Annotated in this window: 25 protein-coding genes; 15 read left to right on the top strand and 10 right to left on the bottom strand. The window is 57.5% G+C overall.

Features of this window, described 5'->3' with window-relative positions; translation table 11 throughout:
• Positions 1-524: 524 nt before the first annotated feature.
• The 5 genes from AEQ67_RS03690 to AEQ67_RS03670 all read left to right on the top strand — a co-directional run bounded on the left by AEQ67_RS03690 (position 525) and on the right by AEQ67_RS03670 (position 5,354).
• Positions 525-1,652: an extracellular solute-binding protein gene (locus tag AEQ67_RS03690; protein WP_059402535.1), complete on the top strand. Its 1,128-nt coding sequence runs from the start codon at positions 525-527 to the stop codon at positions 1,650-1,652.
• Positions 1,653-1,675: 23 nt separating this feature from the next.
• Positions 1,676-2,596 carry an ABC transporter permease gene (locus AEQ67_RS03685; protein ID WP_059402534.1) on the top strand — a complete coding sequence of 307 codons (921 nt, stop codon included), beginning with the start codon at positions 1,676-1,678 and terminating at the stop codon, positions 2,594-2,596.
• Positions 2,593-3,390 (top strand): ABC transporter permease, encoded by a 798-nt coding sequence (locus tag AEQ67_RS03680; RefSeq protein WP_059402533.1) that lies wholly within the window; start codon positions 2,593-2,595, stop codon positions 3,388-3,390. The genes AEQ67_RS03685 and AEQ67_RS03680 overlap by 4 nt, the downstream gene beginning before the upstream one ends.
• A gap of 39 nt (positions 3,391-3,429) precedes the next feature.
• Positions 3,430-4,518, top strand: a complete 1,089-nt coding sequence (locus tag AEQ67_RS03675) for an ABC transporter ATP-binding protein (protein WP_059402532.1) — start codon at positions 3,430-3,432, stop codon at positions 4,516-4,518.
• 563 nt (positions 4,519-5,081) lie between these two features.
• Positions 5,082-5,354 (top strand): DUF2790 domain-containing protein, encoded by a 273-nt coding sequence (locus tag AEQ67_RS03670; protein WP_059402531.1) that lies wholly within the window; start codon positions 5,082-5,084, stop codon positions 5,352-5,354.
• A 52-nt stretch (positions 5,355-5,406) separates the two neighbouring features.
• On the opposite strand, the gene AEQ67_RS03665 is transcribed toward AEQ67_RS03670, so the two are convergent.
• From AEQ67_RS03665 to AEQ67_RS03645, 5 genes are all read right to left on the bottom strand, one after another.
• Positions 5,407-6,354: a LysR family transcriptional regulator gene (locus tag AEQ67_RS03665; protein ID WP_059402530.1), complete on the bottom strand. Its 948-nt coding sequence runs from the start codon at positions 6,352-6,354 to the stop codon at positions 5,407-5,409.
• Positions 6,355-6,463: 109 nt separating this feature from the next.
• Positions 6,464-7,414: an aldo/keto reductase gene (locus AEQ67_RS03660; RefSeq protein WP_059402529.1), complete on the bottom strand. Its 951-nt coding sequence runs from the start codon at positions 7,412-7,414 to the stop codon at positions 6,464-6,466.
• A gap of 81 nt (positions 7,415-7,495) precedes the next feature.
• Positions 7,496-8,986 (bottom strand): efflux transporter outer membrane subunit, encoded by a 1,491-nt coding sequence (locus AEQ67_RS03655; protein ID WP_059402528.1) that lies wholly within the window; start codon positions 8,984-8,986, stop codon positions 7,496-7,498.
• 19 nt (positions 8,987-9,005) lie between these two features.
• Positions 9,006-10,493, bottom strand: a complete 1,488-nt coding sequence (locus AEQ67_RS03650) for an MDR family MFS transporter (RefSeq protein ID WP_059402527.1) — start codon at positions 10,491-10,493, stop codon at positions 9,006-9,008.
• Positions 10,493-11,611, bottom strand: a complete 1,119-nt coding sequence (locus AEQ67_RS03645) for an HlyD family secretion protein (protein WP_059402526.1) — start codon at positions 11,609-11,611, stop codon at positions 10,493-10,495. Before AEQ67_RS03645 ends, AEQ67_RS03650 begins: the two co-directional genes overlap by 1 nt.
• A gap of 246 nt (positions 11,612-11,857) precedes the next feature.
• Here AEQ67_RS03645 and AEQ67_RS03640 point away from each other — a divergent pair, with 246 nt between their 5' ends.
• Entirely contained in the window at positions 11,858-12,484 is a 627-nt protein-coding gene (locus AEQ67_RS03640) for a TetR/AcrR family transcriptional regulator (protein ID WP_059402525.1), read from the top strand.
• Positions 12,485-12,491: 7 nt separating this feature from the next.
• Positions 12,492-13,007 carry a G/U mismatch-specific DNA glycosylase gene (gene mug / locus AEQ67_RS03635; RefSeq protein WP_059402538.1) on the top strand — a complete coding sequence of 172 codons (516 nt, stop codon included), beginning with the start codon at positions 12,492-12,494 and terminating at the stop codon, positions 13,005-13,007.
• A gap of 96 nt (positions 13,008-13,103) precedes the next feature.
• On the opposite strand, the gene AEQ67_RS36545 is transcribed toward mug, so the two are convergent.
• Together AEQ67_RS36545 and AEQ67_RS03625 are read right to left on the bottom strand one after the other, a co-directional pair.
• A complete protein-coding gene (locus tag AEQ67_RS36545; protein ID WP_059402524.1) occupies positions 13,104-13,454 on the bottom strand; it encodes a LysR family transcriptional regulator in 351 nt (116 codons plus the stop codon).
• 64 nt (positions 13,455-13,518) lie between these two features.
• Positions 13,519-14,199: a DUF2848 domain-containing protein gene (locus AEQ67_RS03625; protein WP_059402523.1), complete on the bottom strand. Its 681-nt coding sequence runs from the start codon at positions 14,197-14,199 to the stop codon at positions 13,519-13,521.
• Positions 14,200-14,469: 270 nt separating this feature from the next.
• On the opposite strand from AEQ67_RS03625, the gene AEQ67_RS03620 reads away from it, so the two are divergent.
• The 5 genes from AEQ67_RS03620 to AEQ67_RS03600 all read left to right on the top strand — a co-directional run bounded on the left by AEQ67_RS03620 (position 14,470) and on the right by AEQ67_RS03600 (position 19,948).
• Positions 14,470-15,684 carry an IscS subfamily cysteine desulfurase gene (locus AEQ67_RS03620; RefSeq protein ID WP_059402522.1) on the top strand — a complete coding sequence of 405 codons (1,215 nt, stop codon included), beginning with the start codon at positions 14,470-14,472 and terminating at the stop codon, positions 15,682-15,684.
• Between the two features lie 68 nt (positions 15,685-15,752).
• Positions 15,753-16,124, top strand: coding sequence for a cupin domain-containing protein (locus tag AEQ67_RS03615; protein WP_059402521.1), 372 nt, complete (start codon positions 15,753-15,755; stop codon positions 16,122-16,124).
• A gap of 138 nt (positions 16,125-16,262) precedes the next feature.
• Entirely contained in the window at positions 16,263-17,609 is a 1,347-nt protein-coding gene (locus AEQ67_RS03610) for an amidase (protein ID WP_059402520.1), read from the top strand.
• 370 nt (positions 17,610-17,979) lie between these two features.
• Positions 17,980-18,456, top strand: coding sequence for a flavin reductase family protein (locus AEQ67_RS03605; protein ID WP_059402519.1), 477 nt, complete (start codon positions 17,980-17,982; stop codon positions 18,454-18,456).
• Positions 18,457-18,490: 34 nt separating this feature from the next.
• Entirely contained in the window at positions 18,491-19,948 is a 1,458-nt protein-coding gene (locus tag AEQ67_RS03600) for a 4-hydroxyphenylacetate 3-hydroxylase family protein (RefSeq protein WP_059402518.1), read from the top strand.
• Positions 19,949-20,250: 302 nt separating this feature from the next.
• Here the strand turns inward: AEQ67_RS03600 and AEQ67_RS03595 are convergent, their stop codons facing one another.
• Positions 20,251-21,531: an OprD family porin gene (locus tag AEQ67_RS03595; protein WP_059402517.1), complete on the bottom strand. Its 1,281-nt coding sequence runs from the start codon at positions 21,529-21,531 to the stop codon at positions 20,251-20,253.
• 469 nt (positions 21,532-22,000) lie between these two features.
• Here AEQ67_RS03595 and AEQ67_RS03590 point away from each other — a divergent pair, with 469 nt between their 5' ends.
• Complete coding sequence (locus tag AEQ67_RS03590; RefSeq protein WP_059402516.1) at positions 22,001-23,332, top strand: MFS transporter; 1,332 nt, start codon at positions 22,001-22,003, stop codon at positions 23,330-23,332.
• 86 nt (positions 23,333-23,418) lie between these two features.
• On the opposite strand, the gene AEQ67_RS03585 is transcribed toward AEQ67_RS03590, so the two are convergent.
• Positions 23,419-23,967, bottom strand: coding sequence for a MarR family winged helix-turn-helix transcriptional regulator (locus AEQ67_RS03585; RefSeq protein ID WP_059402515.1), 549 nt, complete (start codon positions 23,965-23,967; stop codon positions 23,419-23,421).
• 147 nt (positions 23,968-24,114) lie between these two features.
• Between AEQ67_RS03585 and AEQ67_RS03580 the strand changes: the two genes are divergently transcribed.
• Both AEQ67_RS03580 and AEQ67_RS03575 read left to right on the top strand, forming a co-directional pair.
• Positions 24,115-24,519 (top strand): antitoxin Xre-like helix-turn-helix domain-containing protein, encoded by a 405-nt coding sequence (locus AEQ67_RS03580; RefSeq protein WP_059402514.1) that lies wholly within the window; start codon positions 24,115-24,117, stop codon positions 24,517-24,519.
• Positions 24,513-25,205 (top strand): RES family NAD+ phosphorylase, encoded by a 693-nt coding sequence (locus tag AEQ67_RS03575; protein ID WP_059402513.1) that lies wholly within the window; start codon positions 24,513-24,515, stop codon positions 25,203-25,205. The genes AEQ67_RS03580 and AEQ67_RS03575 overlap by 7 nt, the downstream gene beginning before the upstream one ends.
• Positions 25,206-25,224: 19 nt before the next feature.
• Here AEQ67_RS03575 and AEQ67_RS03570 read toward each other — a convergent pair whose 3' ends face one another.
• The gene (locus tag AEQ67_RS03570) at positions 25,225-26,148 is read right to left on the bottom strand and encodes a LysR family transcriptional regulator (protein ID WP_059402512.1); all 924 of its coding nucleotides are present in this window, start codon (positions 26,146-26,148) and stop codon (positions 25,225-25,227) included.
• Between the last annotated feature and the right edge of the window lie 73 nt (positions 26,149-26,221).

Below are 26,221 nucleotides of genomic sequence, written 5' to 3'. Positions count from 1 at the left end.
GATAACTGATGACGTGAACGGCCAACCGGCCTGACGACAACCCTGAGCTGCTACACGGCTGAAAGGCCGTCACCCTAATTAGGGTCGTTAGGCATCGATTCTCATCGAGGCGCGGGGCCATAACCCCCACTCAGACGCCGGATAGATGAAAGCAAGCCAAACACGCATCAAAAACAGTATTGCAGAAAAGGGGGTAACCATAGATGTAGCAGCTGGCGAAGCCTGCGTCCGGCTGCGCAGCAGTCGTAAACCCTGAGTGCGCGGTAGGTCTGACGCACCGCACAGGCTGACTTTACGACTGCTTCGCAGCCGAACGCAGACTTCGCCAGCTGCTACAGGGGGCGCGTCGTTGCTGGGTCGGATCTGACAAACTTTGGGTCGGGCGCGCACAAAAACGGGTGATGGCGACCTGCTGCAATGCAACCAGCCAGCTAATGATGCGTGGGGTTGGCTGCGGCAGCAGGAGGCAAGAGCACAGGGATGAAACGGACAGAGGCACTTTCCATCACCCGGGAGAGACAATAATGAATAAACGCATCGACCTTTCGCGCCGTACCTTTCTCAAGACCACCGGCATCCTGGCGGGCACCGCAGCGCTGTCCGGATTACTGCCCATGAGAAGCTTTGCCGCAGCGGAAAAAGAACTGGTCATCCTCGCTTGGGCCGGACACGCCGAGCCGGACATCGTCGCCGATTTCGAGCGCAAATACGGAGTCAAGGTCCGCGCCAAGTATTACACCGGCGGCGACAACATGCTGGGGCTGCTCTCGCAATCGCCGCCCGGTACTTTCGATCTGATCCTGTCCGACGCCGAATATGTCCAGCAGCTCAACGCCGCCGAATACATCGAGCAACTCGACCCCGCTGACTATCCCTTCGATGACTTCTACCCGGAGTTCCAGCATTTCCCCGGTCACTGGCAGGGCGACAAGCTCTACTCGGTGCTGATTCGTTTTGGCTTTCTCGGTATCGCCTACAACACGCAGCTCGTTCCCGAAGCCAAGGTGCGCAGCTATGACGTGTTCTGGGATGAAAGCCTCAAGGGCAAGGTGGGACATTTCGACTGGCACCTGCCGAACCTTGGGCAAATCAGCTTGCTCAATGGCAATGCGCGCCCTTACGACATCGATGCCGCGCACTGGCAAACAGTCCAGCAAAAGATGATGAGCATGCGCCCGCAGATCGGTGGTTTCTTCGATTACGGAGGCACCTTTTCTTCGCTGAAGAACGGTCAGATCCACGCCATGTGTGGCATCGGCGACTGGATCACCGGTGTCTTGCAGCGTGCCGGGGCGCCGGTGAAAACCGTGTTGCCGAAGGAGGGTGGTTTGCAATGGACCGAGTCCTACTGCATCGCCAGAAAGGCCCACAGCCCGGACCTGGCGAAGAAATTCATCCAATACATCACCTCGCCGGAAGGCCAGGTCAAGTCGGCGAAGATGGCCGCCTACCCGGCGCTCATCCCGAGCAAAAAAGGCTGGGAGCTGCTGAACCAGACCGACCCTGCCGAAGCCAGGCGTCAAGGCATGCTGCTCGGCCAGCGCAACGTCATGGATGACATCCGCGACGGTCGCATCAAGTACCGCGAACTGCCGATCCAGCAAAGCCTGGATGAGTGGAACGACTTCTGGTCGCAATACAAGGGTGCTTGACGAGACGCGAGGAGGTGGTCGCAATGATTTCAGAAAAGTTAAAGACGTCGCCGTCGGTGCTCTCCGATAACACGGGTGCCGCGACGCCGCGCGGCACCAAAAGGGTGTGGCGCTTGCCCTGGTACGGCCTCAGCTTCTCGATGCCGATCCTGATCTGGCAACTGATCTTCTTCTTGGTCCCGCTGGTGTTTCTGCTGGCGATCAGCTTTTGGCTGGTGCGCAACTTCCGCATGGTGCCGACGTTCGAGTGGCTGAACTGGAGCTACATGCTCAGCCGTAGTTTTTTTTGGGATGCCTACGTGCATACCCTGGCGATGGCCGCGGGCGCTACCGTGCTGGTCAGCCTGGTGGCCTTCCCGTGTGCTTATACGATCGCCTTCAAGTTTCGTGAGTCGGCAAAGCAGTTACTGGTGTTGCTGCTGGTCACGCCGTTCTTCACCAGCTACCTGGTGCGCACGTACTCATGGCAGGTGTTTCTCAGCGATAACGGCATTTTCAACGCCGCGCTCGGCCTGCTGGGGCTGGAGCCGTTGGCGATGCTGAACACCGCGTTCGGCACCTATGTCGGCTACTTCACACTGTGCCTGCCATTGGTGGTCTTACTGCAATTGTTCAGCCTGATGTACATCGATCGCTCGTTGATCGAGGCGGCGCACAACCTTGGCTGCGGACGCCTGCGCACGGTGTTCCTGGTGGTGGTGCCATCGGCGCGGATCGGCATTGTCGTCGCCGCGCTGTTCTGCTTCATCCTGACCTTCGGCGACTTCGTCAGCCCGCTCTACCTGGGCGGTGGCCAGCCGCCGACCTTGAGTACGCTGATCACCGACACCACCAAGTCCGGTCAGCAATGGCCTCGCGCGGCGGTGATCGCGACGATGATGATTGTGACGCTGCTCATCGCGGCTTTTGGCGCGGTTCGTTTCGCTTACCGGAGGCGCGCATGAACGAGCATCGGCTGATTAACTTCTTGCTGCGCGGCTTTGTCGTACTGGTGTTCATCTTCATCTTTACGCCCATTGCCGGCAGCTTCGTGTTTTCGTTCAACATCGACCGTTTCCCGTCTTTGCCGCTGGGTGGTTTCAGCCTGCACTGGTACGAAATGATCGCCGCCGATCCGGCGGTTTGGCAGGCTTTCAAGAACAGCCTCACGGTGGGTGTGGTGGTGTCGCTGGTATCGACCCTGCTCGGATTCACGGCGGCCTACACAGACTACCGTTACCAGTTTTTCGGCAAGTCGATGTACATGGCGCTGGCGATGCTGCCACCGACCATTCCGGTGGTGATCATGGGGTTGGCCATGCTGGCTTTCCTGTCGCGGGTCGGGCTGTCCGGCGAACTCTACGCGGTGATGATCAGCCACATCGTGATGTGCGCACCGTTCGCGATGGCAGTCATCAGGATGCGCCTGGCGCAGATGGATCCGAACATCGAGGCGGCAGCGTGGAACCTGGGGGCCAATCAGTGGAAGGCGATGCGTTTTGTGATTCTGCCCTTCACCGCGCCGAGTATCTTCGCCGCGCTGTTCGTGACCATGGCCGTGTCCTTCGATGAGTTCGCCGTCGCCTGGTTCGTCTCGGGGCTCAACGAGACCGTCCCGGTGCGCATCCTCAACACCTTGCAAGGGCAGGTGAGCCCGACCATCAACGCGATCGGCACCATCGTTTTCATCACCACCATGACCCTGGTGATTCTCGCGCAACTGCTGTTGATGCGCCGGCGCAAGCCCGCGAGTGCCTGATACCACCCTGACAATCATCCGGACACGAAGGATTCAGCCATGACTCAACCGCTGGTGGTATTCGACAACGTGGTCAAGCATTTCGGCAGTTACCAGGCCGTCGAGCGCATGAACCTGGAGATTTACAAAGGCGAGTTCGTCGCGATCATGGGTTCGAGCGGCTGTGGCAAGACCACGACGCTGCGCATGCTCGCCGGCCTCGACAAGCCGAGTGAAGGCGAAATTCGCCTGAATGGCGAGCGCATCAATGACCTCTATTCCTGGGAACGGGAGACGCCGCTGGTCTGGCAGAACCTGGCGCTGTTTCCGTTTCTCAACGTCCTGGAGAATGTCGAATTCGGTCTGCGCATGAGAGGCATGGCCAAGGCTGAGCGGCGAAAGAAGGCGCTTGTGTGGCTTGAGCGACTTGGACTGGAGGAATTCGCCACGCGCGATATCAGTCTGCTCTCCGGCGGCCAGCGCCAACGCGTGGCGCTGGCACGTTCGTTGGTCACCGAGCCGCCGATCCTGCTGCTTGACGAACCCCTCAGCGCACTCGATGCGCATCTGAGCGTGCGCATGCAAAGCGTGCTGACCGGATTGCAAAAAGACCTCGGTATCACCTTCGTCTACGTCACCCACAGTCAGTCCGAAGCCTTTGCGATGGCCGATCGCGTGGTGATCATGAGTCGGGGCAGGGTTGAACAGATCGGCTCGCCGCAGGAGGTTTTTCTTGAACCTCACAACCGCTTCGTCGCCGAGTTCGTCGGCGGTAAAAACATCCTGTGCGGCACGGTCGTGGGCTTCGATGAGAGCGGGTTGATTCGCATCGATTCGGAACACGGCGGATTCCTCGCGCGGCTACCGGAAGGCAAATCGGTTGTCCCTGCAGAGCGAGTCACGGTCTGCGTCAGCGCCGAGCATTTCGACCTGACCACACAGCCTGTGCGACGTAACCGGTTAGCCTGCACGGTGGTCGGTGAAGAGTTCATCGGTTCGATGGTGAACATCTATCTCGAAGCCCGCGGTGGGCTCGAATTGCAGGTGCAAAAACCGCATGCCGATTACAACCTGCTTGGGGTGCATTGCGGGCAAGACATCTTCGCCGAGTGGGACGGTGCGCACGCATTGATCCTGCGCGGCGACTGAATAGCCGATTGCCTGCCATCAGGAACGCCTGGAGACCCCACAAGGAGGCCTCCAGGCTGGTATTACCCGAGTGCTAACGTCGCAGTCGGAATGTTTGCCAGCTCCGACCGCTAGTGAAAACGCCCGTGTCACCGCGAAGGGTAAAAAGACTTGCCCTGTAGAAAGCCGTCATGGGTGAGCATCCAAAGCTCCTTACCTTTTTATACGCCCATCCCCATCCCCGGGATTTGGCGTTTTTGGCTTTTTCAGTGAATGTCACTTCGCAGCCCCCTATTTCAAATGTTGGCGGCGCACGATAGCAATTTGCCCATATCAGGAATGCGTCAAATAATAACCTTTTACATGTCGTGTTTAATACAAGGTTGACACCTTGCGCTACAAGGGCGCCGTGGCCCTTTATTCATGCGAAAACCAGCAACAGTGTTTGTCCAGCGGGTCGCTGTTTGGGGGAAGGAGAAACACTTAGCATCGTGTCTACCGAGTGAGCAAATGAACTAAGTAGCAACTCGCTCGCACGGTAAAAAACTCGAAAGAGCTAACCCCTGAACGATACGGTGAACATAATGAAAATTCTTAAAATTGCGCTGATTCTTGCGCTTGGCGGCATAGGTTCGCAGGCATTTGCAGACGACAGTCACTCAACTGCCGCAACCAGCAACACACCGGTTGAAAACTACGCATACGGAACCAAACTCGACATCAAGAAAGTGATTGCCGTTTCAGATATTCCCGACCAGTGCGGACCGGTTCCAGCCCAAATGACTTATGAGGACTCTAATGGCCAACGCCATATCCTTCAGTATCAAGTGATGGGCACCGGGTGTTCAAACGGTTGAGTACGGTAGGCACCGTGGAGGGTCGACACTCCATGCCTGCAGCACTACGGATTCAGAAACGATGAGCCTTTTTTGATGCACGGACGATTTTTTCATCGGATGCCAACGAGACGGGAATGGTGCTTTTGAGAAACTCCACCCAGGTCTTTATCTTTGCATCGACGAATTTTCGTGACGGGTAGATGGCAAACAGATTCAACTCCTCAAAATGATACTCAGGCAGTATGCGCACTAACGTACCGGCCCTGAGGCCTTCGACTGCCGAACCAATGGGTTGAATACCGATACCCATGCCGCTTTTTATGGCGACGGTCATCGCATCGGCGGTATTGACGTGAAACGGCGACAACGCAATGTTCACAGTCTCCGCACCTTCCGGCCCTTCAAATGCCCAGTTTTCAACCGGCATTACCGTATTCACTATTCTCAAACAATCATGTAACCCCAGCGCGCCCGGCGAATCGGGGACTCCGCGTTTCTTCACGTAGGCCGGCGAAGCACAGAGAATGCTGTAGGTCACGCCGAGCCGCTGAGCTACAAAACCTGAGTCGGGAAGATCGCGCGCCAGGACAATCGACATGTCATAGCCTTCCTCCAGCAAGTCAGGCAGCCGGTTGGTCAGGGTCAAATCAAACATCACCGACGGATGCGTCTCTCTGTATTTGGCCATGGCATCGATCACGTAATGATTGCCAATGGCCGACATCGCGTGAATTTTCAGCCTGCCAACGGGCCTGACCTGCGCAGTGCCCGCTTCCTCTTCTGCTTCACGCACCTCTTCAAGAATCTTCTCGCACCGTTGCAAATAACGCAGACCGGCTTCGGTCAATGCCAGGCGTCGGGTCGTGCGGTTGATCAGACGCGTCTGCAGCCGGGCCTCCAGGCTGGACACCGCTTTGGAAACGCTCGTGGTGGTGGAGTCCAATAACTGGGCGGCCGCGGTAAAACTGCCACTCTGGGCGACAGCCGTGAAAAAACGCATGGTTTGGAAAACGTCCATCGTTTTCACCTCAGGGGGGAAGTCAAAAATTATAGGGGCTGGCCTGAAGAAAGATTCTTGTGACCAAAAAAAAGAGCGGCTCTGTTAAAGCCGCTCCCTTTGTCGTGCCTTACTTTTTCCTGGGGATGAAGCCCGGTACACCGGTTTCCACCACCGAGTTGAAGCGTATACGAGTGGTGATCTCCTCGCGGATTTCATGCATGGCCCGATGCGGCAGGGTTGCAATATCAAAGTTTTCGCGGATATGGCTCAGTGTGGCCGAGGTGGTCAAAAACGCGACGCCGCGTTGCACGGCCCAGGCCAATGCCACTTGTGCCGGCGTCTTCTGTACACGGCGGGCAACTGCGGTAATCACTTCGTCTTCCAGCACATTCGGTTCCATGCCATGGCCCAGTGGTGCAAAGGCCAGGACGACGATGCCCTGTTGCTGACAGAACTCAAGCAGCTCCCATTCCGGCAAGTACGGGTGGGATTCAACTTGCACAACGGCGGGTTTGATCCGGGCCACAGCGACGATTTCTTTTAACGTTGCCAGGGTGATATCAGACAAGCCGATGGACTTGCAGCGGCCTTCATCCACCAGGGCTTCAAGCGCTCTCCAGGTTTCGATCAGCGTGACGCCCGAGTCGTAAATGACATGGCCGAATGCATCCCGTGGGTCCTGGTTGTCGCCGGCTTCAAAGGCGAACGGCGTATGGATGAGGTAGCAATCGATGTAATCAACCTGCAGTCGTCGGCAACTGGCTTCGAACGCCGGCAGAACCCGCTCTGGACGATGGTTGGTGTTCCACAGTTTGGTGGTAATGAACAGGTCCTCTCGCCGGGCCTTGCCCGTTTCCAGGAACTCCTTGAACGCCACACCGACACTTTCTTCGTTGCGATAGCGCTCTGCACAATCGAAATGGCGAAAGCCGGTTTCCAGTGCATGTTTGACCGCTTGAGTGGTCACGCTCAGGTCTTTGAACAGGGTGCCGAAGCCGACTGCCGGCATTTCACCGGAGCCATGCGCAAGGGTGAATCTGGTTTCGCGAAGTGCATCGAAAATCGGTTCGTAAGACATCTCTTTACTCCATTGCCTGGGGCCACCACCGCAACGGCGGAGGTGGCTGCTCGTAAAAGTGTTGATGACCGCGCGGGTGCGCTATTGATAGGTAGGTGCGTGCGCTTCGCGACTGGCCACTTTTTGCTCGAAGACACCGACGGAGTTCCCGCCGAGTGCAACGAACAGTCGCACCGTGTCGAGATACTGCGCGGTCTTCACTCGGATCTGACCGAGCAGCGCCTGCTCATAAGCGCGTTCCGCCTCCAGCACCTGGAGAATGCTGTTTGCCCCTTGGGCAAAGGCTTGCTGGTTCAAGCGAAAACTGGTTTCGGCGGCCCGCAACGCGTCTTCCTGGGCGAGGTTTTCCTCGGCGTCATGGTTGATCGCCTGCAACGTGTCGGCGACCTGACCGAACGAGCTGATCACTGTCTGTTGGTAGCCGGCGAGTGTTGCGTTATAGCCCTCGACGGCGGCCTGGCGTTCAGCCTTGAGCGTTCCGCCATTGAAGATCGGACCCGCAACGCCGGCGGCGAAGCCCCAGAGTGCGGCGCCGCCATTGCCGGAAGCGGCCTGTGCAAGCGATGCGGACAGCGTTACGCGGGGATAGAGGTTCGCAGTCGCGACACCCACGGCGGCGCTGGCCATGTGCAGTTCGGCTTCTGCTTGCAACACGTCCGGCCGACCGTGGGCCATTTCCGATGGCAGGCTGACGGGCACGTTGGACGGCAAGGCAAACTCGGCAAGATCGAAGTCCGGCGCGATCCAGTCACCAGGACCTTTGCCGGTCAGGATCGACAGCGCATGCCGTGCCGAATCACGCTGTTGGGCGAGGGGCGGCAACAACGTGCGGTCCTGGGCGAGCCGTGTCTCGGCCAGCGAAACGTCGATCTGCGTGGTGGTGCCACTGGCGTGTGCCATGCGCACCAGTTCTAGGTTCTTCGCATCATTGGCCAACAGCTTTTCGACGGCCTGCATCTGCGCGGTGGCGGAAGCCAGCAACAATGCCTGGCTCGCGACATCGCCGGTCAGGGTCAGATAGGCTGCTTCGTACCGATGTGTCTGAAGTTCGGTAAAGGCTTCCTGTTGTTCGACCTGCCGCTTGTTACCGCCAAACACATCAAGGTCGAAGCCGACCCGTGGCCCGATCGCATAGAAATTGGAGATGGAAGGCTCTTTCGCAGTGTGTACCCGTTGGCGGCCAGCTGTCGCGCCAAAATCGACCTGCGGATACAGCGCACCTTCGGCGGCGGCGACGGAGGAGGCCGCCTGGCGGATGGTTGCGTCGGCAGCCACCAGCTCGAGATTGCCATCGATTGCCCGACGTACCAGCGTGTCGAGCTTCGGCGAGCGGAACGCAGTCCACCAGTCACCGTTGACCTTTTTGCCAAGGTTGATGCGTTGCTCGCCGGGCTTGTTGCCGCCCTGGCCAAGACGCTGTTCAGCCTGTTGATCATAGTGTTGCGACATACTTGCCGCGGGGGATTCAAAGTCAGGGCCGACGGTACAGGCGGACAGAAACACAAGAGCCGACAACGCACCGACCTTCATTTGGAACAGGTATCTGTTGATTACCAGCGCTAAAGATTTCATTGGGCAGACTCCACGATAACTAGTTGGTCGGTGCGGGTTTGCGAAGAAAGACCACCAGCGGACTCACCACCAGCATCGCCACCATCAAAATCTTGAATTGGTCGACAACGGCGATAAAAGCGGCCTGGTGGGTGATCAGGTGGTTAAGCCCTTCAAGTGCTGGCAAGGACATCGAGGCCGTCGCGGAATGAGCGGCGACGCTATAGGGCGTCACATGGCTGGCCAGTGCCATGTGCATCGCTTGCGTGTTGTTGAAGAAGTAAATCTGCACAATCGCAACGCCGATGGTGCTGCCGTAGACCCGTGACAGATTGAACAGGCCGGTGCCTTCCGGGCGTAGCTTGGGGTCGAGGGTGCTGAACGCCACCTTGGTCAGCGACGGCATCAACATGCCGATGCCGATCCCCTGGATGGCACCCGCCAGCGCGACGGGCCACCAGTCCATCAATGGCGAGTAGCCGAGCATCAACCAGTTGGCGTAAATCACCACCGCGACGCCTGCCGCCACGAACAACCGACGGTCGAAGCGTTCCGGAACACGGTTCATCAACAGGAACGCACCGACCAGTCCAATACCGCGCGGGATGGTCAGGGAACCGGTGGTGTCCGGCGGGTAGCCGAGAATCTCATCGAGCATCGGCGACGTCAGGGCCATGGTCGACAACAACACGAAACCGACGGCGAAGAAAATGATCGTCGACAACACGAAGTTGCGATCCTTGAACAGACTCTTGTTGACGAAGTGCACTTTGCGGGTCGCCATGTGCACCGCGAACAGGTAGAGCCCCAGTGCGCAGGCCATCGCTTCCAGGCAGATCTCGGTCGAGGCAAACCAGTCCATGCGTTCGCCGCGGTCGAGGAGCATTTGCAAGCTGATCAGCCCCAGCGTGAAGGTGCCGAAGCCGAAGAAATCAAACGTCGGCGGTTTCTCGGCCTTTTTCTCGCCCAGCAACAGCGCCACGACCAGGAAGATGTACGCCGACAACGGCAGGCTGATGTAGAAGATCGGGCGCCAGTCGAAATGCTCGGCGACCCAGCCACCGATACTCGGGCCGCTGACGATGCCGAAGAGCACGATGGCCGTCCAGGTCGCGCCAAATTTCATCTTCTTTTCAGCGGGCAATGTCTCCATCGCAATCGCCATCGAAAGGGGCGCTATTACGCCACTGGCGAGACCTTGAATGATGCGTGCGCCGATGAACTCCAGCGAGGTGGTCGATACCGTCGCGAGCAGCAAACCGAGGACGAAGCAGGCCAGCGCGGTTTGATACACCCGCTTCACGCCATAGCGCCCGGCCAGCCATTGGGCAATGGGCATGGTGATGGCGCTCGCCGCGAGGTACGCCGTGAAAATCCAGCCCGCCTCGTCGTCAGTCATCGACAGGGTGCCCTGGATCAACCGGAGTACCGCGTTCGGAAGAGGCAGGTTCGCCGACTGCATATAAGTGGCGAGCAAAACGGCGAACCTGAGCGAGCCCGCAGAGGTCCCTCCAGCGTTGGCGTTCATCAGAAGTTACCTGCGGTCAACAGCGCCTTGAGCGGGTGCCACCAAGGCGAGCGATAGCCGGTATCGACCTTGACCGTGGCGCTGGTGCCCGAGAACAGCGGCAGGGCAGGATCGGCCTCGTCGAGTTCGAGACGAACCGGTACTCGCTGAACCACCTTGACCCAGTTGCCGGTGGCATTTTCCGGTGGCAGCAGGGAGAAGTCCGATCCGGCACCGGGGCTCATGCTGGTGACGTGGGCTTTGAACACGCGATCAGGATAGGTATCGATACTGACGGTCGCTTCCTGGCCCGGGCGCATGTGGGTCACTTCCGTTTCGCGGAAGTTGGCCTCCACCCAGATTTCGCGATCGGAGAGCAGGGCGAAGGCGGGCGCACCGTTGTTGACGAAGTTGCCAACCTGCAAATCGTCGACCTTGGCCACGATGCCGTCATCCGGCGCATAGACCGTCGCGTACGAAAGGTACAGTCGGGTTTCGTCGAGCTGCGCCTTGGCCTCACGAACGCTCGGGTGGTTATCGGATTCGATGTTCGGATTGCCGTTCAAGGCAACCACCGTGCTGGCGATCTGTTGTTCGATCGAGACGATGCGTTGCCGTGAAATTTTAAGGTCCGTGTCGGCGCGTTCGTAAATGGCGCGCGAAACAAACTCGGTGGCCACCAGCGCTTTCTTCCGGGCAAATTCCCGTTGGTCGAAATCGACTGACTCTTTGGCCGATTGAAGTTCAGCCTGCTGCTGGCGGTAGTTGGCCTTGAGGCCATCGATGCGCAGTCGCGCCACACTCAATTGAGCTTCTGCACGGTTGACCGCGATCTGGAAGGGCTTCGGGTCGATCCGGAACAGCACCTGGCCTTTGTGAACCAGCTGGTTGTCCTCGACCGCGATTTCGACGACTTGGCCGGAGATGCGTGCGTTGATCGAGGCTTTGGCTACCCGGGCGTAGGCGTTGTTGGTTGTAACGAAGGGCTCGCCTGCCACGTAGTGGGCGTAACCCACGGCGGCGAAGAGGGCAGGGACGCCCACCATCAGGAAGGGCCGTAACTTTTCTTTGAGCGGCTTTTTGACCTGCACTGGCTGCTCGAAGGTCTGCGAAGCCGGGATGTCGAACTGTTTAGTCATGATCGAATACACCTTTAACCGGGAAATCGGGCTAACAGCTGCGGCCCTGACGTTAATAATTGCTGTGAGAAAGCAAACCCGTGAGCGGTTGGGAGGGTTGCTCCGCCGCACCTGTTTCGTCGCCGCAATACCCAGTTCGAGCTTCGCTTCAACAAACCTGACATTCAGGAACTTCTGGTTCCCTAATTTTGTGCGATGGTGTAAGAATATCCCTGCACTCACCTTCATTCAAGGATTTTGTACGACATGGCACAAAAAAAGATTGTAGAGGGCAAAGGCCGCGGCCGCCCTCGTGCGTATGACCCGCAGACAGCGCTGCAGCAAGCGCTTGGTGTGTTCTGGAGCACCGGCTATTCCGGCGCTTCGCTGGACAGCATCGCCACGGCGGCCGGAATGAATCGTCCCAGCCTCTATGCGGCATTCGGTGACAAACACGCGCTGTATCTCAAGGCACTTGAGCAGTATTGGGAGTTTGCCGCCGCAGCCATGGACGAGGCGCTGACAGACGATGCGCTGACATTGCGCGAGGCGCTGACGCGGTTTTATGAGGGGCAGTTGTCGATTTACTTCTCGGGCGATAGCCAACCCCGTGGCTGTTTTGCAATCGGCACGGCGACAACCGAAGCGGTCGAGGACGCTGAAATACGCGACGTTCTTGCGGATCGGCTGAGCAGACTCGACGCCAGTTTGGAAACTCGTCTGCGCAAGGCTATGGAATCCGGCGAGCTGAAAAGCGACGTCGATGCTGCCGCCCTTGCCGTACTCGCCTCATCGCTGCTGCACAGCATTTCGATTCGTGCGCGGGCGGGCAAATCCCGCACAGAGTTGACGGAGCTTGCACGCAATGCAGTCAGCGTGATCTGTGGCGGATGAGGTGATGGTGGGCGAACGACTCGAAGATATTCTCGCTGAACATCTCGCCGTGATTTTCTGTGGGATCAACCCAGGCGTGATGGCCGCTGCCCAAGGGCATCATTTTGCGGGTCGGGGCAATCGCTTCTGGCGCACGCTCCATCTAGCCGGTTTCACACCGGAGGAGGTGCGCCCGGAAAACGATCGGACGATTTTGCAGTATCAGTGTGGATTAACCGCCGTGGTTGAACGGCCTACGGCGCGCGCGGATCAGCTGTCGTTACATGAATTCACCGCGGCCGCCGCGGATTTTGAACAAAAGATCGAGCGCTATGCGCCACGTTACGTGGCGTTTCTCGGTAAGGCCGCGTATTGCGCGCTGTCCGGCCAGCGAGACATTGCGTGGGGGCTTCAACCGAAGACCTTCGGCAATGCCGCGGTATGGATCCTGCCCAATCCCAGCGGGCGAAATCGCGCGTTTACGCTTGACCAATTGGTGGCTGCGTACCGCCAACTCTGTTTAGCCGCCAGGTCTAAGCCATAACGCGACCCTGTAGCAGCTGCCGAAGGCTGCGTTCGGCTGCGCAGCAGTCGTAAACCCTGAGCACGAGGTCATCCTGAAGCACCGCATTTTCTGATTTCACGACTGCTGCGCAGCCGAACGCAGCCTTCGGCTGCTACAGGGTATTCGTGGCTGCTCAAATTGTGCTTGCTGCTCATGCACAGTAATCAGCGCCCGATCAAACGAGCGGAGGAAAGAGCCGACGCAGCCAATGAGCAGTTCCCCAGTGCTGGTCAGCTCTATGGCACCAGGTCCACGAATGAACAGAGGGGCATTGAGGTAGTCCTCGAAGCGACTGACTTGTTTACTGACTGCACTTTGGGTCACGCGTAATTCTTCAGCGGCGCGCGTGAAGCTTTTTGTGCGAGCGACGGCTTCGAAAAACCATAACGTTTGTAGCGGCGCCAAATGCCAGCTCACTCTGGACATTGAGAACTCCTCGCAGATTTGGGAAATGGCGCGGCACTGAATCGAAGTCAGGCCGCGCGACAGGTCAGATATTCTCCATTTGGTAGCTGAATCGGATGCTGCGATCGAGCAAAGGGTCTCTCAGCTCCAGGGTCAGGTGACTCGTGTAGCGAATGCCGCCGATGGCTGCCAGGGTTCCGCAGAACATCAACATGCCCGGCTCGAAGGTTGTCCCGCACGTTGCCGCGAAACGTTCCAGTAGGGCTTCTGGTTCCAGCATCGTGGTGACTTTGCCTTCCTGATACAGAACGGCGGCTCCGCTGTCGTTACTCCACGAGCGCAATTCCAGCTGATCCCAGTGCTCCCGCACTTCGTCCAATGGCCAGAGTGTGCGGCCAACGGGTTTGCTGCATATCTGCTTGGACACTGTGATGTCGTAAGCCTCGACCTTGCGGTCCGTGTGATCGGACCCAAGGCCGACCCACAGTCGTTCGCCGTCATTCAGCAAAAAAAACTCGATTTCGCCGGAGGATTCGTAGCCCAGCACTTGAATGCTCTCGCGCTGGGTCAGGCGGTCGTCGGTGACGAAGTAATACGACGGAATGGTAGCGGGGCGCTTCACGCCCAGTTCCTCCAGTTCGACGATATGCGCCTCGACCGCGCCGCGATCGCGACCTGTCCAGCCCGCAATGATCACATCGTTGATGTGAAACTCACGGAGCTCAACGCCGGTTCTGGAGACGCAGTTGAAGGTCAGTGCTGTCATTGTGTGGTCTCTCTTTTTGTCAGTGAATGCAGGGCGGGCCGTTCTCTGTCGAGATTCGGGCTGATGTGTCACCGCTTACTTAAAGCTTATAAAAGTAGCTAACAAAAAAAGCAATATAAAAAATACTAGCCGTGGAGTAACCAGGCTTTCGGTCGAAGGCAGGGTGTGACGCGATGGGTTTTAAGTAACGAAAAAAGCTTGCAAAAGAAGCTAATCATATTAGACACTAACTCATCGAACACAGCGTCTCGAACGGGTATAGGTCTGCCAATGAGCGAAAATATTTATTTGGATTACTCCGCGACCACGCCGGTCGACCCTCGGGTTGCAGAGCTGATGTGCCGGTATTTGACGGCGGACGGGCTCTTTGGCAATCCCGCCTCGCGCTCTCACTCGTTTGGCTGGGAGGCTGAAGCGGCGGTCGATAACGCGCGCAAACAGGTCGCCGACCTGGTCAATGCAGATCCGCGAGAAATTGTCTGGACCTCCGGTGCCACAGAATCCGACAACCTGGCCATCAAGGGCGTCGCCCGGTTCTATCGCAACCTGGGCAATCACATTGTGACCTCCAGCATTGAGCACAAGGCAGTGCTGGACTCGTGCCGCCATCTCGAACGGGAAGGCTTTGAAATCACCTATCTGGACCCGGATAAAAATGGCCTGATCCAGCCGGAAGCGGTGGCCAACGCGATCACCGACAAGACCATTCTGGTCTCCATCATGCACGCCAATAACGAGCTCGGTACGGTCAACGATATCGCTGCCATCGGTGAGATCTGCAAGGTGCGCGATGTGTTCTTCCACGTCGATGCAGTGCAGAGCGCCGGCAAAGTGGCGATCGACCTGCGCTCGGTTCATGTGCACCTGATGTCGTTTACGGCGCACAAACTTTATGGGCCCAAAGGCATTGGGGCGCTCTATGTTTGCCGTAAGCCGCGCATTCGCCTGGAGGCCCAGATCCATGGTGGCGGACATGAGCGAGGCATGCGTTCAGGCACGTTGCCCACCCATCAGATCGTCGGCATGGGTGAAGCCTTTCGAATTGCGGCCCTGGAGATGGAAAGCGAAAACGCGCGCGTGCTGAGTCTACGAAATCGGCTACTCGCGGGATTCGACGGGATGGAAGAGGTGTACGTCAACGGCTCCTTGGAACATCGGGTGCCGGGCAACTTGAACATCAGTTTCAATTTTGTCGAAGGCGAATCGCTGATGATGTCCCTGAGAGGCCTTGCGGTGTCGTCCGGTTCCGCCTGCACATCGGCCAGTCTTGAGCCTTCGTATGTACTTCGTGCGCTGGGTCGAAGCGACGAACTGGCCCACAGCTCACTGCGTATCACCCTGGGTCGTTTCACGACCGAGGCCGAAGTCGACCAGGCCGTTGTGATGATCAAGGCCGCTGTTTCCAAGCTGCGGGAAATGTCGCCGCTATGGGACATGTACAAGGACGGTATCGACATCAGCAAAATCGAATGGGCCGCCCACTGAGCCTTCCGGCCTGTGCCAAGGCAACTCACGTCTCAAGCAGTCCTGCTTGAATTAAGGAGAACGCTGTAATGATCAATAAAGAGCACAAAGAATTCTATTCGGTTGATATGGACTCCGGCTGGGAGACTCCGCCGGGCTACCCCAAGGGCATCGAGCAGCTCATCCTGTCCGGGTCACTGGATGAGGCAGGCAAGTCGGGCACCCGCACGCGTTTGTTGCGTTTCCAGCCGGGTATTTTCACAACCAAGCCTTTTGTGCATGACTATTGGGAAGAGGTGTACCTGGTCTCTGGCGATCTGACTGTGGGTAACGACGAGCAGGGTCAAGGTGGCGAGTCTTTTGAGCCCAATACCTACGCTTGCCGTCCACCTGGAGCGTTCCACGGCCCGTTCAAGTCGCACGACGGTTGTGTGTTGCTGGAAATCCACTATTACGAGTGACAGCGGTTGTTCGCAGCCCGATTCCATTCCTGCAAGCCGATTCCAAGGCGTTGTCCATACGGGTGATTCGGGCGCCCTCTCTTTGTATTCGACGCCAGGAATATCCGGCGTGAATTGGAAGCTCCCGGGAGTCATGCCATGACGCTACTGACCATCAGCCAGGCCGTGAATTCGTTGCTGCGCAGCGAAGAGCTGGTCCAGCGCTGTATCGACAATATGGATCGCCAGCCAGCGCTGGCGGCCAAGGTCTTTACCAAGCAGTTGAGGAATCAAGCCCTGGCGCAGGCCAAGGCCTACGACAGGTTGCGTGAGCAGGGCGTCCCGGTCCCGCCTTACGCCGGTGTGCCGATCAGCATCAAAGACCTGTTCGACATGACCGCAGAGGTGACCACCTGTGGTTCCAGGATTCTTGCCGATCGCGAACCTGCAGGTATCGATGCTGAAGTGGTGCGCCGCCTGCGTAATGCGGGTTTCATCCCTGTCGGACGGACCAACATGACGGAGTTCGCTTATTCCGGACTCGGTCTAAACCCCCATTACGGCACCCCGGAAAACCCTTGGGAACGCTCAAATCCAAGGATTCCTGGAGGCTCATCATCCGGCGCTGCGATTGCCATTACCGATCAGATGGCCGTGGCCAGCCTGGGCACCGACACCGGCGGCTCCTGCCGAATTCCCGCGGCGCTGTGCGGCATCGTGGGCTTCAAACCGACAGCATCAAAAGTGCCGCAGAGCGGTGTGTCTCCGCTGTCTAGCAGTCTGGATTCGGTCGGGCCGCTGGGCGCCTCTGTAGAGTGCGTTGCAATTTTGAACGACATTCTGGCCGGCGATGTTGTCAAGCCGATAATCCGGACAAGTCTGAGAGGACTGCGCCTGGCGGTTCCGACAACGCTGACGCTGGACGGGATGGACGCTGCGGTCGCGGCGACCTTTGAGCGGACACTGATGCTGCTCGCTCAGGCCGGTGCGCAGATCGATCGCATCCCATTGATCGAGCTGGGAGAGTTACCCGCTATCAACGGCAAAGGTGGCTTTGTTGCGGCCGAAGCCTGGGCGTGGCACCGAGAATTGATCGCGGCCCATAGAGACAGCTACGACCCGAATGTCGTGACCCGTATCGAAAAGGGCCAGCATCAGAGCGCTGCGGATTACATCGACCTGATCAAGGCGCGGGCCGATCTGCAGCGACGTGTCGCGGCGATCAGCATTCACTACGACGCGCTGGTCATGCCCACGGTGCCGATCGTCGCGCCGACCCTTCGGGAGATGGAGGATCCGGAACGCTTCCAGCACGCCAATCTGCTGATGTTGCGCAATCCCTCCATCGCGAACTTCCTCGATCGCTGCGCTATTAGCCTGCCGTGTCACGAACAGGGCAGTGCCCCGGTGGGATTGATGCTGATGGGCGAGCGGGGGGCCGATCTGCGGATCCTCGGCATCGCGCACGCGGTGGAGCAACTGCTTCAGAGCGCTCTTCAACAGTAATTGTCCGCAGCATGGCCAAGCAGCCTCTCCAAGGTGCTGGCACGTATAAAAATCCCCCACGGCCTGAACGCGGTCCCGCGTTCGGGCTGTATCTAAATGGTTTCTGCGCACATTGCGGATTGCCGCCAAATGCCAATGCCAGCACTCCTCTAACGCCTTATCGGCACCTCCCCGAAACCCTCGCTCCTGCGTTGCACGTGTACACCAGCACGGCATTCATCACCAGCGACTTCCTTATTTTCATGTAATTCCAAGGTGTTGCCTTACTCAAAAAAAGCTTTTAAAAATAGCTATTATAAAAAGCTTGACGATCATCGTTGCTGGCGTATTATTGGCTTTGTCGCAAAGCTAATAATAAAAGGTGAATCCCATGTCATTCGATGCATCTCAGTTTCGTGCTGCTTTGGGCCAGTTCCCGACTGGTGTTGCGGTCATCACCGCCCAAGACAGCGAAAACCGTCCGCTCGGCATCACCATGAGCTCCTTCAACTCTGTGTCAATCAATCCGCCGCTGGTGCTGTTCAGCCTGGATCGCCGCGCGCTGAGTCTCGAGTCAATGCAGCGAGCGAGTCATTACGCCGTGAATGTGCTGAGCAAGGAGCAGGTCGAGCTTTCCAACAAATTTTCCCGGGCCTTGGGAAATAAATGGGAAAACGTCGATTTTGAAACTCGAGACACCGGGACGCCTTTGCTCATCGGCGCTTTGGCTCAATTCGAATGCAAGCCGTACGCCGATTACGACGGCGGCGATCACATCATTTTTGTCGGTGAAGTCGTGAGTTTTACCAGCAGTAATCACAGCCTTCCGCTGGTTTTCTGCCGCGGTCGTTACGCCGAAATCGCCTGAACCTGCCCATCCGTCAGTATTGGAGAACAACAAAATGATCAAGACTTCACTTCAACACATTGAATCGCTCCGTGATGGACGCAGTGTTTACATCAATGGCGAACGGGTGGATGACGTGACCACTCACCGTGCCTTTGCCGGTTCCATTGAGTGGCTGAGTAATCTGTACGACTTTCAGCACGACCATTTGGAGTTGATGACGACTGTCGATCCTGAGTCCGGCGAGCGCTACAACCGTATCTGGCAACTGCCAAAAAGCCCCGAGGATCTCAAGCAACGCCGCATGGCCCTGGAAGCGTGGACAGGTCTGAGTTGCGGGTTCCTGGGGCGTGCGCCGGATCACGTTGCCAGCTGTATTTCTGGCATGGTCATGGGGATCGAGCGTTTCGAGCAGTACGATAAGGTGCGTGCCCAGAACCTGCGTAATTACTACCGCTATGCGCGTGACAACGACCTGTACCTGACTTACGTCATCATCAATCCGCAAGCGGACCGCTCAAAGTCCACGGGTGAGCAGGCGGATGAGTTCCTGACGGCGGGCATAGCAGCCGAAGATGAGCAGGGCATCACCATTCGGGGCGCGAAAATGCTGGCTACCGGCGGCATCATGGCCAACGAAGTATTGGTGACTTGCCTTCAGCCGTTGAAGAAAGGTGAGGAGGAGAAGTACGCCGTTTCCTTTGCCATACCGATGAATGCGCCGGGCTTGAAAATCCTCTCGCGCAAATCATATGAAGAGCACAACCAGAGCGTGTTCCAGAACCCTCTGTCGAGCCGTTTCGACGAGAACGATGCGCTGCTGTATTTCGACAACGTCAAGGTTTCCTGGGATCGGGTGTTCGTGCACCGCGACACCGATATGTGCATGGCCCAGTTTCATGAAACGCCGGCACACGTTTACCAGAACTATCAGGCACAGGTTCGCCTGATGGTCAAAATGCGCTTTCTTGCCGGTGTGGCTTATCGCACGGCCGAAATGAACGGCATCATTAATTTGCCGCAGGTTCGCGAGAAGCTCGGGCAGATAGCAGCGGAAGCGGCTATTTCCGAATCCTTCGTTAACGGAATGGAGAGCAAGGGCTCCTACGTCGGCGAGTATTTCGTACCGGATCGTCACCTTCTTTACGCTTCCCAGGTGATTGCGCAGCAGCTGTATCCCAAGTTCATCTCCCGATTGCGCGACCTGGCCGGGGGAGGGGTCATTATGTTGCCGTCTTCTACCCAGGATTTCGCCAATCCGGAAATGCGTGAACTGATTGAGAAAACCCAGCAGTCGCCGATTGCGAACGCCGTGGAGCGGGTGAAATTCTTTAACCTGGCCTGGGACGCAATAGGTTCGGAATACGCCTCCCGTCATACCCAATACGAGATGTTCTACTCAGGTGCTACCTTCGTGACCAAAGGGGCATCGTTCAGAGCGTTTGACTGGAAGCGCAGTGCCAGTCTCCTGGACACCTTTGCTTCGCAGTACGACCTTAACGAAGAAATCTGATGAGTTGAGCGAGGTTGTTGATTCATCAGCAGCCTCACTCATGATTGATGAAGAGGAATTTTGCCGCAGTTTATCTGCGGTTTTTTTCGTCGGTGAGTTTTGTGTGGACTACCTGGAGTGAGCCAGTCACTGCGCATGTAAACGTGCGATGAGGTCAATCAGATAAGAAAACTTGTAGGAGCGAGCTTGCTCGCGATGGACTTGAGGGCAACGCGTTTTATCCAGCAAACACGCGTTATCGTTAACGTCCATCGCGAGCGAGCTCGCTCCTACAAGGTTCCGCGAAGAGGGCGGCTGGTGACTCAGAAAAATTTCAGGGTGTAGCTGAGTATCAGGCGGTTTTCGTCGATGTCAGTTCGATAATTAGAGCGTGCGACGGCGTTGCGCATTCGTAGAGAGACGTTCTTCAGCAGGCCGCTCTGGAAGGTGTAACTCAGGTCCAGGTCGCGCTCTGTGTCCTTGCCCTCGAAGTTACCGGCATCGACGTTATCCCCCTTGATGTAGCGTACGCTGGCGACTAGGCCGGGCACCGCCAGCGCGGCGAAGTCGAAGTCATAGCGCACCTGCCAGGAGCGCTCGTCGGCGGAGGCGAACTCGTAGGTCGGGACCTCATTACCCAAGGGCGACACGGTGGCGAACACACGCGGGAAACCGTCCTCGCCGTACATGCCTTGGTAGCCCACATAAAAGGTGTGCCCGCCGCGCTTGGCCGACAGCAACGAGTAGAACGCCTGGTTATCGATTTCGCCGATCAGATGCTTGCCGTCTTCGGCGGATTTGAAGTAGCCGAGGGTGGCGCCCAGTGTCCACAGGCCCACTGGTTCACTGTGCTTGAAGCCAAGGTATTTCTGGTTGTAGAGATCCTCGAGTTGGCCATACCAGGCGCTGACCGTTGAGCGGTTTTCGTTAAATGAATAGTCACCCCCGGCATAATTGAAGCGGTCCGAGGTGATCAGTTGTTTCTGGGCATCGCGTTGCGGCGAGTATCCGACGATTGCGCCGATTTCCTCGTCTCCCGCTTCGCTGCGCAGGCTGATCGAATGCAGCTGGCCACCCTGCAGCGTCAGACCGGCGATTTCGCTGGAGCTGATTGATACGCCCTGGTACGTGTTCGGCAATAGACGGTTGTCGGTGAGTGCCAGCACCGGCAGGTTCGGCTGCAGTTCACCGACCTTCAACTCAGTCTTCGACACCTTGACCTTGCCCGCGATGCCCAGGCGACTGTAGATGTCCGGCGCCCTGTGGCCGTAGGTGCCTGGTAACAGGCCGGTGCCGGATCGATCCGGACTGCTGTCGAGCTTGATGCCCAGTAGTCCGATGGCATCGACGCCAAAACCAATCGGTCCCGAGGTGTAACCGGACACGTAATTGAGGATGAAGCCTTGCGCCCATTCCTCGGCCTTGGACTGTGTGCTTGGGCCGACGATGTTGGAGAAGTCGCGGCTGAAGTAGTAATTGCGCGCGGTCAGGGTGGCAGTGGAATCCTCGATGAAACCACCACCGCCAGCCAGTGAGGTCAGCGGGAGGGCAAGGGTGACGGCAGTAGCGAGTACCTGGGGTTTGTATTTCGGATACTGATTCATGTCGTTCTCTTGTTTTTATAGTGGTTGGGCGCGCTGTTTTATGGGGCGAGCGCGGGTAAAGCTTATATTTAAAGCTAACAAGAAAAGCAATTAATAATAGCTTGATGGTTGCCGTCGGTCGTATCCGTGGGGCAGATACAGAGCGAAAGGGCACCTCGGGCGGGTGGCGAGTGCGCCCGTGCGCACTGGTGCGTGGGCGTCAGGCAGAGAATAAGACCGGTCGGCTATCGCTTTTTAAAATAGCTTGCAAAGTAAGCTAATACGGTTAGATACTATTTCCGTCGAGCGAAAGCCGCGAACTTCGCGCAGAGGATGAGTGGGCAGATCGGTCAGTCCGTCTTCCTCTTGTACCCGGCTCGATGGTGGGCCCGCCAAACGCCGGTCGACCGTATCCGCAGCCTGTACCAGAGGCTTTCCTGAAAGGACTTCTCTCTTGACCGTGACCCAACAATAAAAAGAGGCAGATGTCATGCGAAACGTAAACGTACACACAATCATCGACAATGCTCGCGTTGCCAGCTTCCATTGGATGGTGATGGGCTGGTGCTTTCTGCTGCTTATCTTCGACGGGTACGATTTGTTCATCTACGGCGCTGTCCTGCCAGTGCTGATGCAGCAGTGGGGGCTGACGCCCCTGGAGGCTGGCGCGCTGGGTAGTTATGCGCTCTTCGGCATGATGTTTGGTGCCGTGTGCTTCGGCACCCTGGCCGACCAGATCGGTCGCAAGAAGGGCATCGCGGTGTGCTGTTTACTCTTCAGCTGCGCCACGTTGATCAACGGGTTCGCCAGCAGCCCCACCGAGTTTGGCGTGTGTCGCTTCTTTGCAGGCCTGGGGTGCGGCGGATTGATGCCGAATGTCGTGGCATTGATGAACGAGTACGCGCCGAAGAAAGTTCGCACCGCAGTGGTTTCCATCATGTTCTGCGGGTATCCGTTGGGTGGCGTGCTGTCGGCCAGCGTAGGGATTTTCATCCTGCCTCGCTTTGGCTGGGAGGCGATGTTCTTCGCTGCCGTGGTGCCGCTGATTTTGCTGCCATTGATCTACTGGCAGCTCCCCGAATCGGTAGGCTTCCTGGTGCGCCAGGGCCGTACGGAGCGGGCACGCACCGTTCTTCTGCGCGTCGATCCAGGCTCCAATCTGGAACAGGACGACAGACTGGTCATGAGCGAAACCAATGGCCGGCCGGCGTCACTTCTGGAGTTGTTTCGCGAGGGCAGAGCGTTGCGTACCTTGCTGCTGTGGCTGGCCTTTTTCTGCTGCATGCTGATGATCTATGCACTCAGTTCCTGGTTGCCGAAGTTGATGGCCAACGCCGGCTACAGCATGGGTTCCAGTCTTTCCTTCCTGGTGGCGCTGAATGTCGGCGCGGTACTCGGCGCTATCTTTGGCGGTACGCTTGGCGACCGGATGAATCTGCCGAAGGTGCTGGTGATCTTCCTGATACTGGCAGCCGTGTCGGTCAGTCTTCTGGGGGTGAGAAGCTCGATGCCGGTGCTTTATCTCCTGATCACCGTAGCCGGTGCCACGACCATCGGTACGCAGATTTTGTTGTATGCCTGCGCTGCCCAGTTCTATGGCCTCTCCATTCGCTCAACCGGTATGGGCTGGGCTTCCGGGGTCGGTCGTAGTGGCGCCATCGTTGGTCCTTTGCTCGGGGGTGTGCTGTTAGGCATCAACCTGCCTTTGCAGCTTAACTTCATGGCCTTCGCCATTCCCGGTGTTGTCGCCGCGCTGGCGATGGTGCTGTTTGCCTTGATCAAGGAGCCCAAGGTTGCGTCGCTGACGGCGGCGGGTGCTTGAAACGACCCTCTCGGGCTCTACCGTTGTCCTGCTCGCCAGCACGGAGCAGGGCAACGATCGTCTCAAGCGCGATCGGTGTCAGGGGCTTATTTGTTATTGCTGAGGAAGCTGGCCAGATTAAAAGCACGGTCGCCGTTGTTGGCGAGCAAATTGAACGCCTTGGCCAGCGCCTGGAATTGTTCTTGATCGAGACCGGCGAAGAGCACGTCGTTAACTTGCTGTTGCGAATGAGCAAGGCTGGAGAGTGCTTCGTATCCTTGCACAGTCAGGTCCAATTGAACGCGACGCGCATCGTCCGGGTCCTTGGTCTTGGTCAGATACCCTTTCTTCGCCAGCTTATTGGTCTGCAGTGTGATGAAGGCGCCGCTGAGGTGCAGATGGTCGGCGAGGGTGTTCACATAAACCGTATCGATATTGCGCATGTAAGCGGTGGCGATCAGGGCCGTGTATTCAATACCCGTCAGGCCGATTATCTTGCCGAACTCGCCACGAATAGCTTCAATCTTGCTGGAAAACGCGAAGATATTGTGTAGAAGTTCACGAAACGTAGCATCTCCCTTGGCTTTATCAAGCAAGGCGGGGAGGGTAATGGTCTTCTCCTTCAGGTGCATACTGGCAGCGTTATCTTTAGTCATTCTAGAATTACCTTAGCTTTCATTTATAGCTAATCATGCTACCTACCTTTGACGCTAAGTCAATGAACCTACAGTTTAGACAGATTTGCTCTGTAGACGCTCTTTGCCTATAGTTGTGTCTATAGGTGCATAAAGAGGTCCCCGGACATGACAGTAGCCCTGCAAACCCAAGGCTTTTCCAAGCAGCAGTGCGTGACGGGCCTGCGAGCAGCCGTCGGCATTCTCGAAAAATGGGGGGCGTCCAGCGATCAGGCCTGCCGGATCCTGCGCATTTCCCGCAGCACCTACACACGCGCCAAGCCGCGCGATCCCGACTGGTCCGTGAGCCTGGATTCGGACCAGATGCAGCGCATCAGTTTTGTGCTCAATATCCACGCTGCGCTGCGCCTGATCTTTGATAACCCGGAAAACGTCTACGGTTTCCCGGCAATGGCCAATGACAACGAGTTCTTCAACGGGCGTTCTCCGCTGGAGATCATGGCTCAGGGCGACATGATTTCTCTGTACGAGACGTTTCGGCGGATCGACGTGCTGCGAGGCGCGCAATGGTGAAGGTGAGTCAGCTGGCAGCGCTGGCTGGCGAGCCGTTGCAGGCCTACCGATTGGTCAATTCGAAGTTTCCGCCTATTGCGCTGTTTGATGACGTGGCGGACGCGGACGAGTTTGAGGACCTGTACCAGATTCAGGCACTGACCAATCCCAGGCTGAAAAACGAAGTGGGTCACCTGGAATTGATTCCACGAAACGAGATCCCGTTCGGTATTCCCGGCTGCTCCTACGCGATCGCGCCGTTTACCCACGTCAACCCGGCGGGTTCGCGATTCAGCGATGGTCGCTACGGTGTGTTGTACCTGGCTGACAGCATGGAAACAGCATTGGCCGAAGTGCAGCATCACCAGAATCTGTATTGGTCGAACGTCCGGCAACTGAATTACGAGCGATTTGTTTTCCGCGGGCTGACATGCACCTTCACGGAAACAGGGATGAAGGATGCCACGTCGATTCCGATGAATGATCCTGTCTACGATCCCGACGATTACACGCATTCCCGGCGCTTGGGCAAAGCTATCAGAGGGGCAGGGAGCGCGGGCCTTCGTTACCACTCGGTGCGCAAGCAGGGCGGCTACTGTTGGGCATTGATGACGCCGAGGCCTGTCTCTTCAATTATTCAAGCGGCCCACTACGAGATGATCTGGAACGGACAGATCACCAGCGTCAATAAAATCAGCGAAGCCTGACCACGCTCGCCTACGCGGTTCAGTCACGACTGGGTTCCGGTTCATCCAGATGATCAATGTGCTTGAAGCGCTCCACCAGGAAATCGATCAGGCTGCGCACGCGCGCTGACAGGTGCAACTGTTGCGGATACACCGCGTAGACATCGGCGCGGGTAGGCGTCTGGTCTTCCAGCACCAGGCGCAAGCGGCCACTGCGCACATACCGGGCGATGTCCCATTCGGCCCGAAGCAGAATACCGTAACCTTCCAGCGCCCAGTTCAGGGCAACTTCGCCGTCGTTGCAACCTAAGGCTCCGCGTACCTTGATGTTTTGCGTACGCCCGCCGTTGGTGAAACTCCACACGCCATAGGGCGTTTCGTTTTGCCGCAGGAAGATGCAGTTGTGATGCTGCAGATCCGCCAGACGCCGGGGGACGCCATGTTTTTCCAGGTACAGCGGCGAGGCGCATAACAGACGGCGATTGGATGCAATCTTGCGTGCGTGAAAGGCGGCGTCCGGCAGCGTGCCGAATCGAATACCCAAGTCGAACCCATGTGTCGCCAGGTCGAGCGGGTGATCGCTGATTTCCAGCTGTATTTCCACCTCCGGGTACTGCGCGTAGAACGCCGCCAAGGCCGGGCCGATGTAACGACGACCGAACCCCAGCGATGCGTTGACGCGGATCAGGCCTTTGGGTGTCGCCCGACTATTGCTCATCAACTGCTCGACTTCGTCGATCTGCGTCAGGATGCGCGCGGCGTGCGAAAAATACAGTTCACCTTCCGAGGTCAGGCTCATCGAACGCGTGGTGCGGTTCACCAGGCGTATGCCCAGTCGTGCTTCCAGCGCGGTCAGGCGTTTGCTCACCGCCGGCGGTGTCACACCAAGCTCTCGCGCCGTCGCGGCGAGGCTGCCTTTGTTGGCCAGCAGGTAGAAAAAAGACAAATCCAGGGTCTGGCTCATTGGTAACTCAAATTCATCTATGTAGTTATTTGGAGTAACTCACGCCTATTTGCTCACTACATATACTCCGCTC

The organism is Pseudomonas sp. RIT-PI-q (assembly GCF_001297125.1).
In the GTDB taxonomy this organism is placed as follows: domain Bacteria; phylum Pseudomonadota; class Gammaproteobacteria; order Pseudomonadales; family Pseudomonadaceae; genus Aquipseudomonas.
Note: the sequence above shows the minus strand (reverse complement) of the source record. Positions and strands in the feature narration are given on the sequence as shown.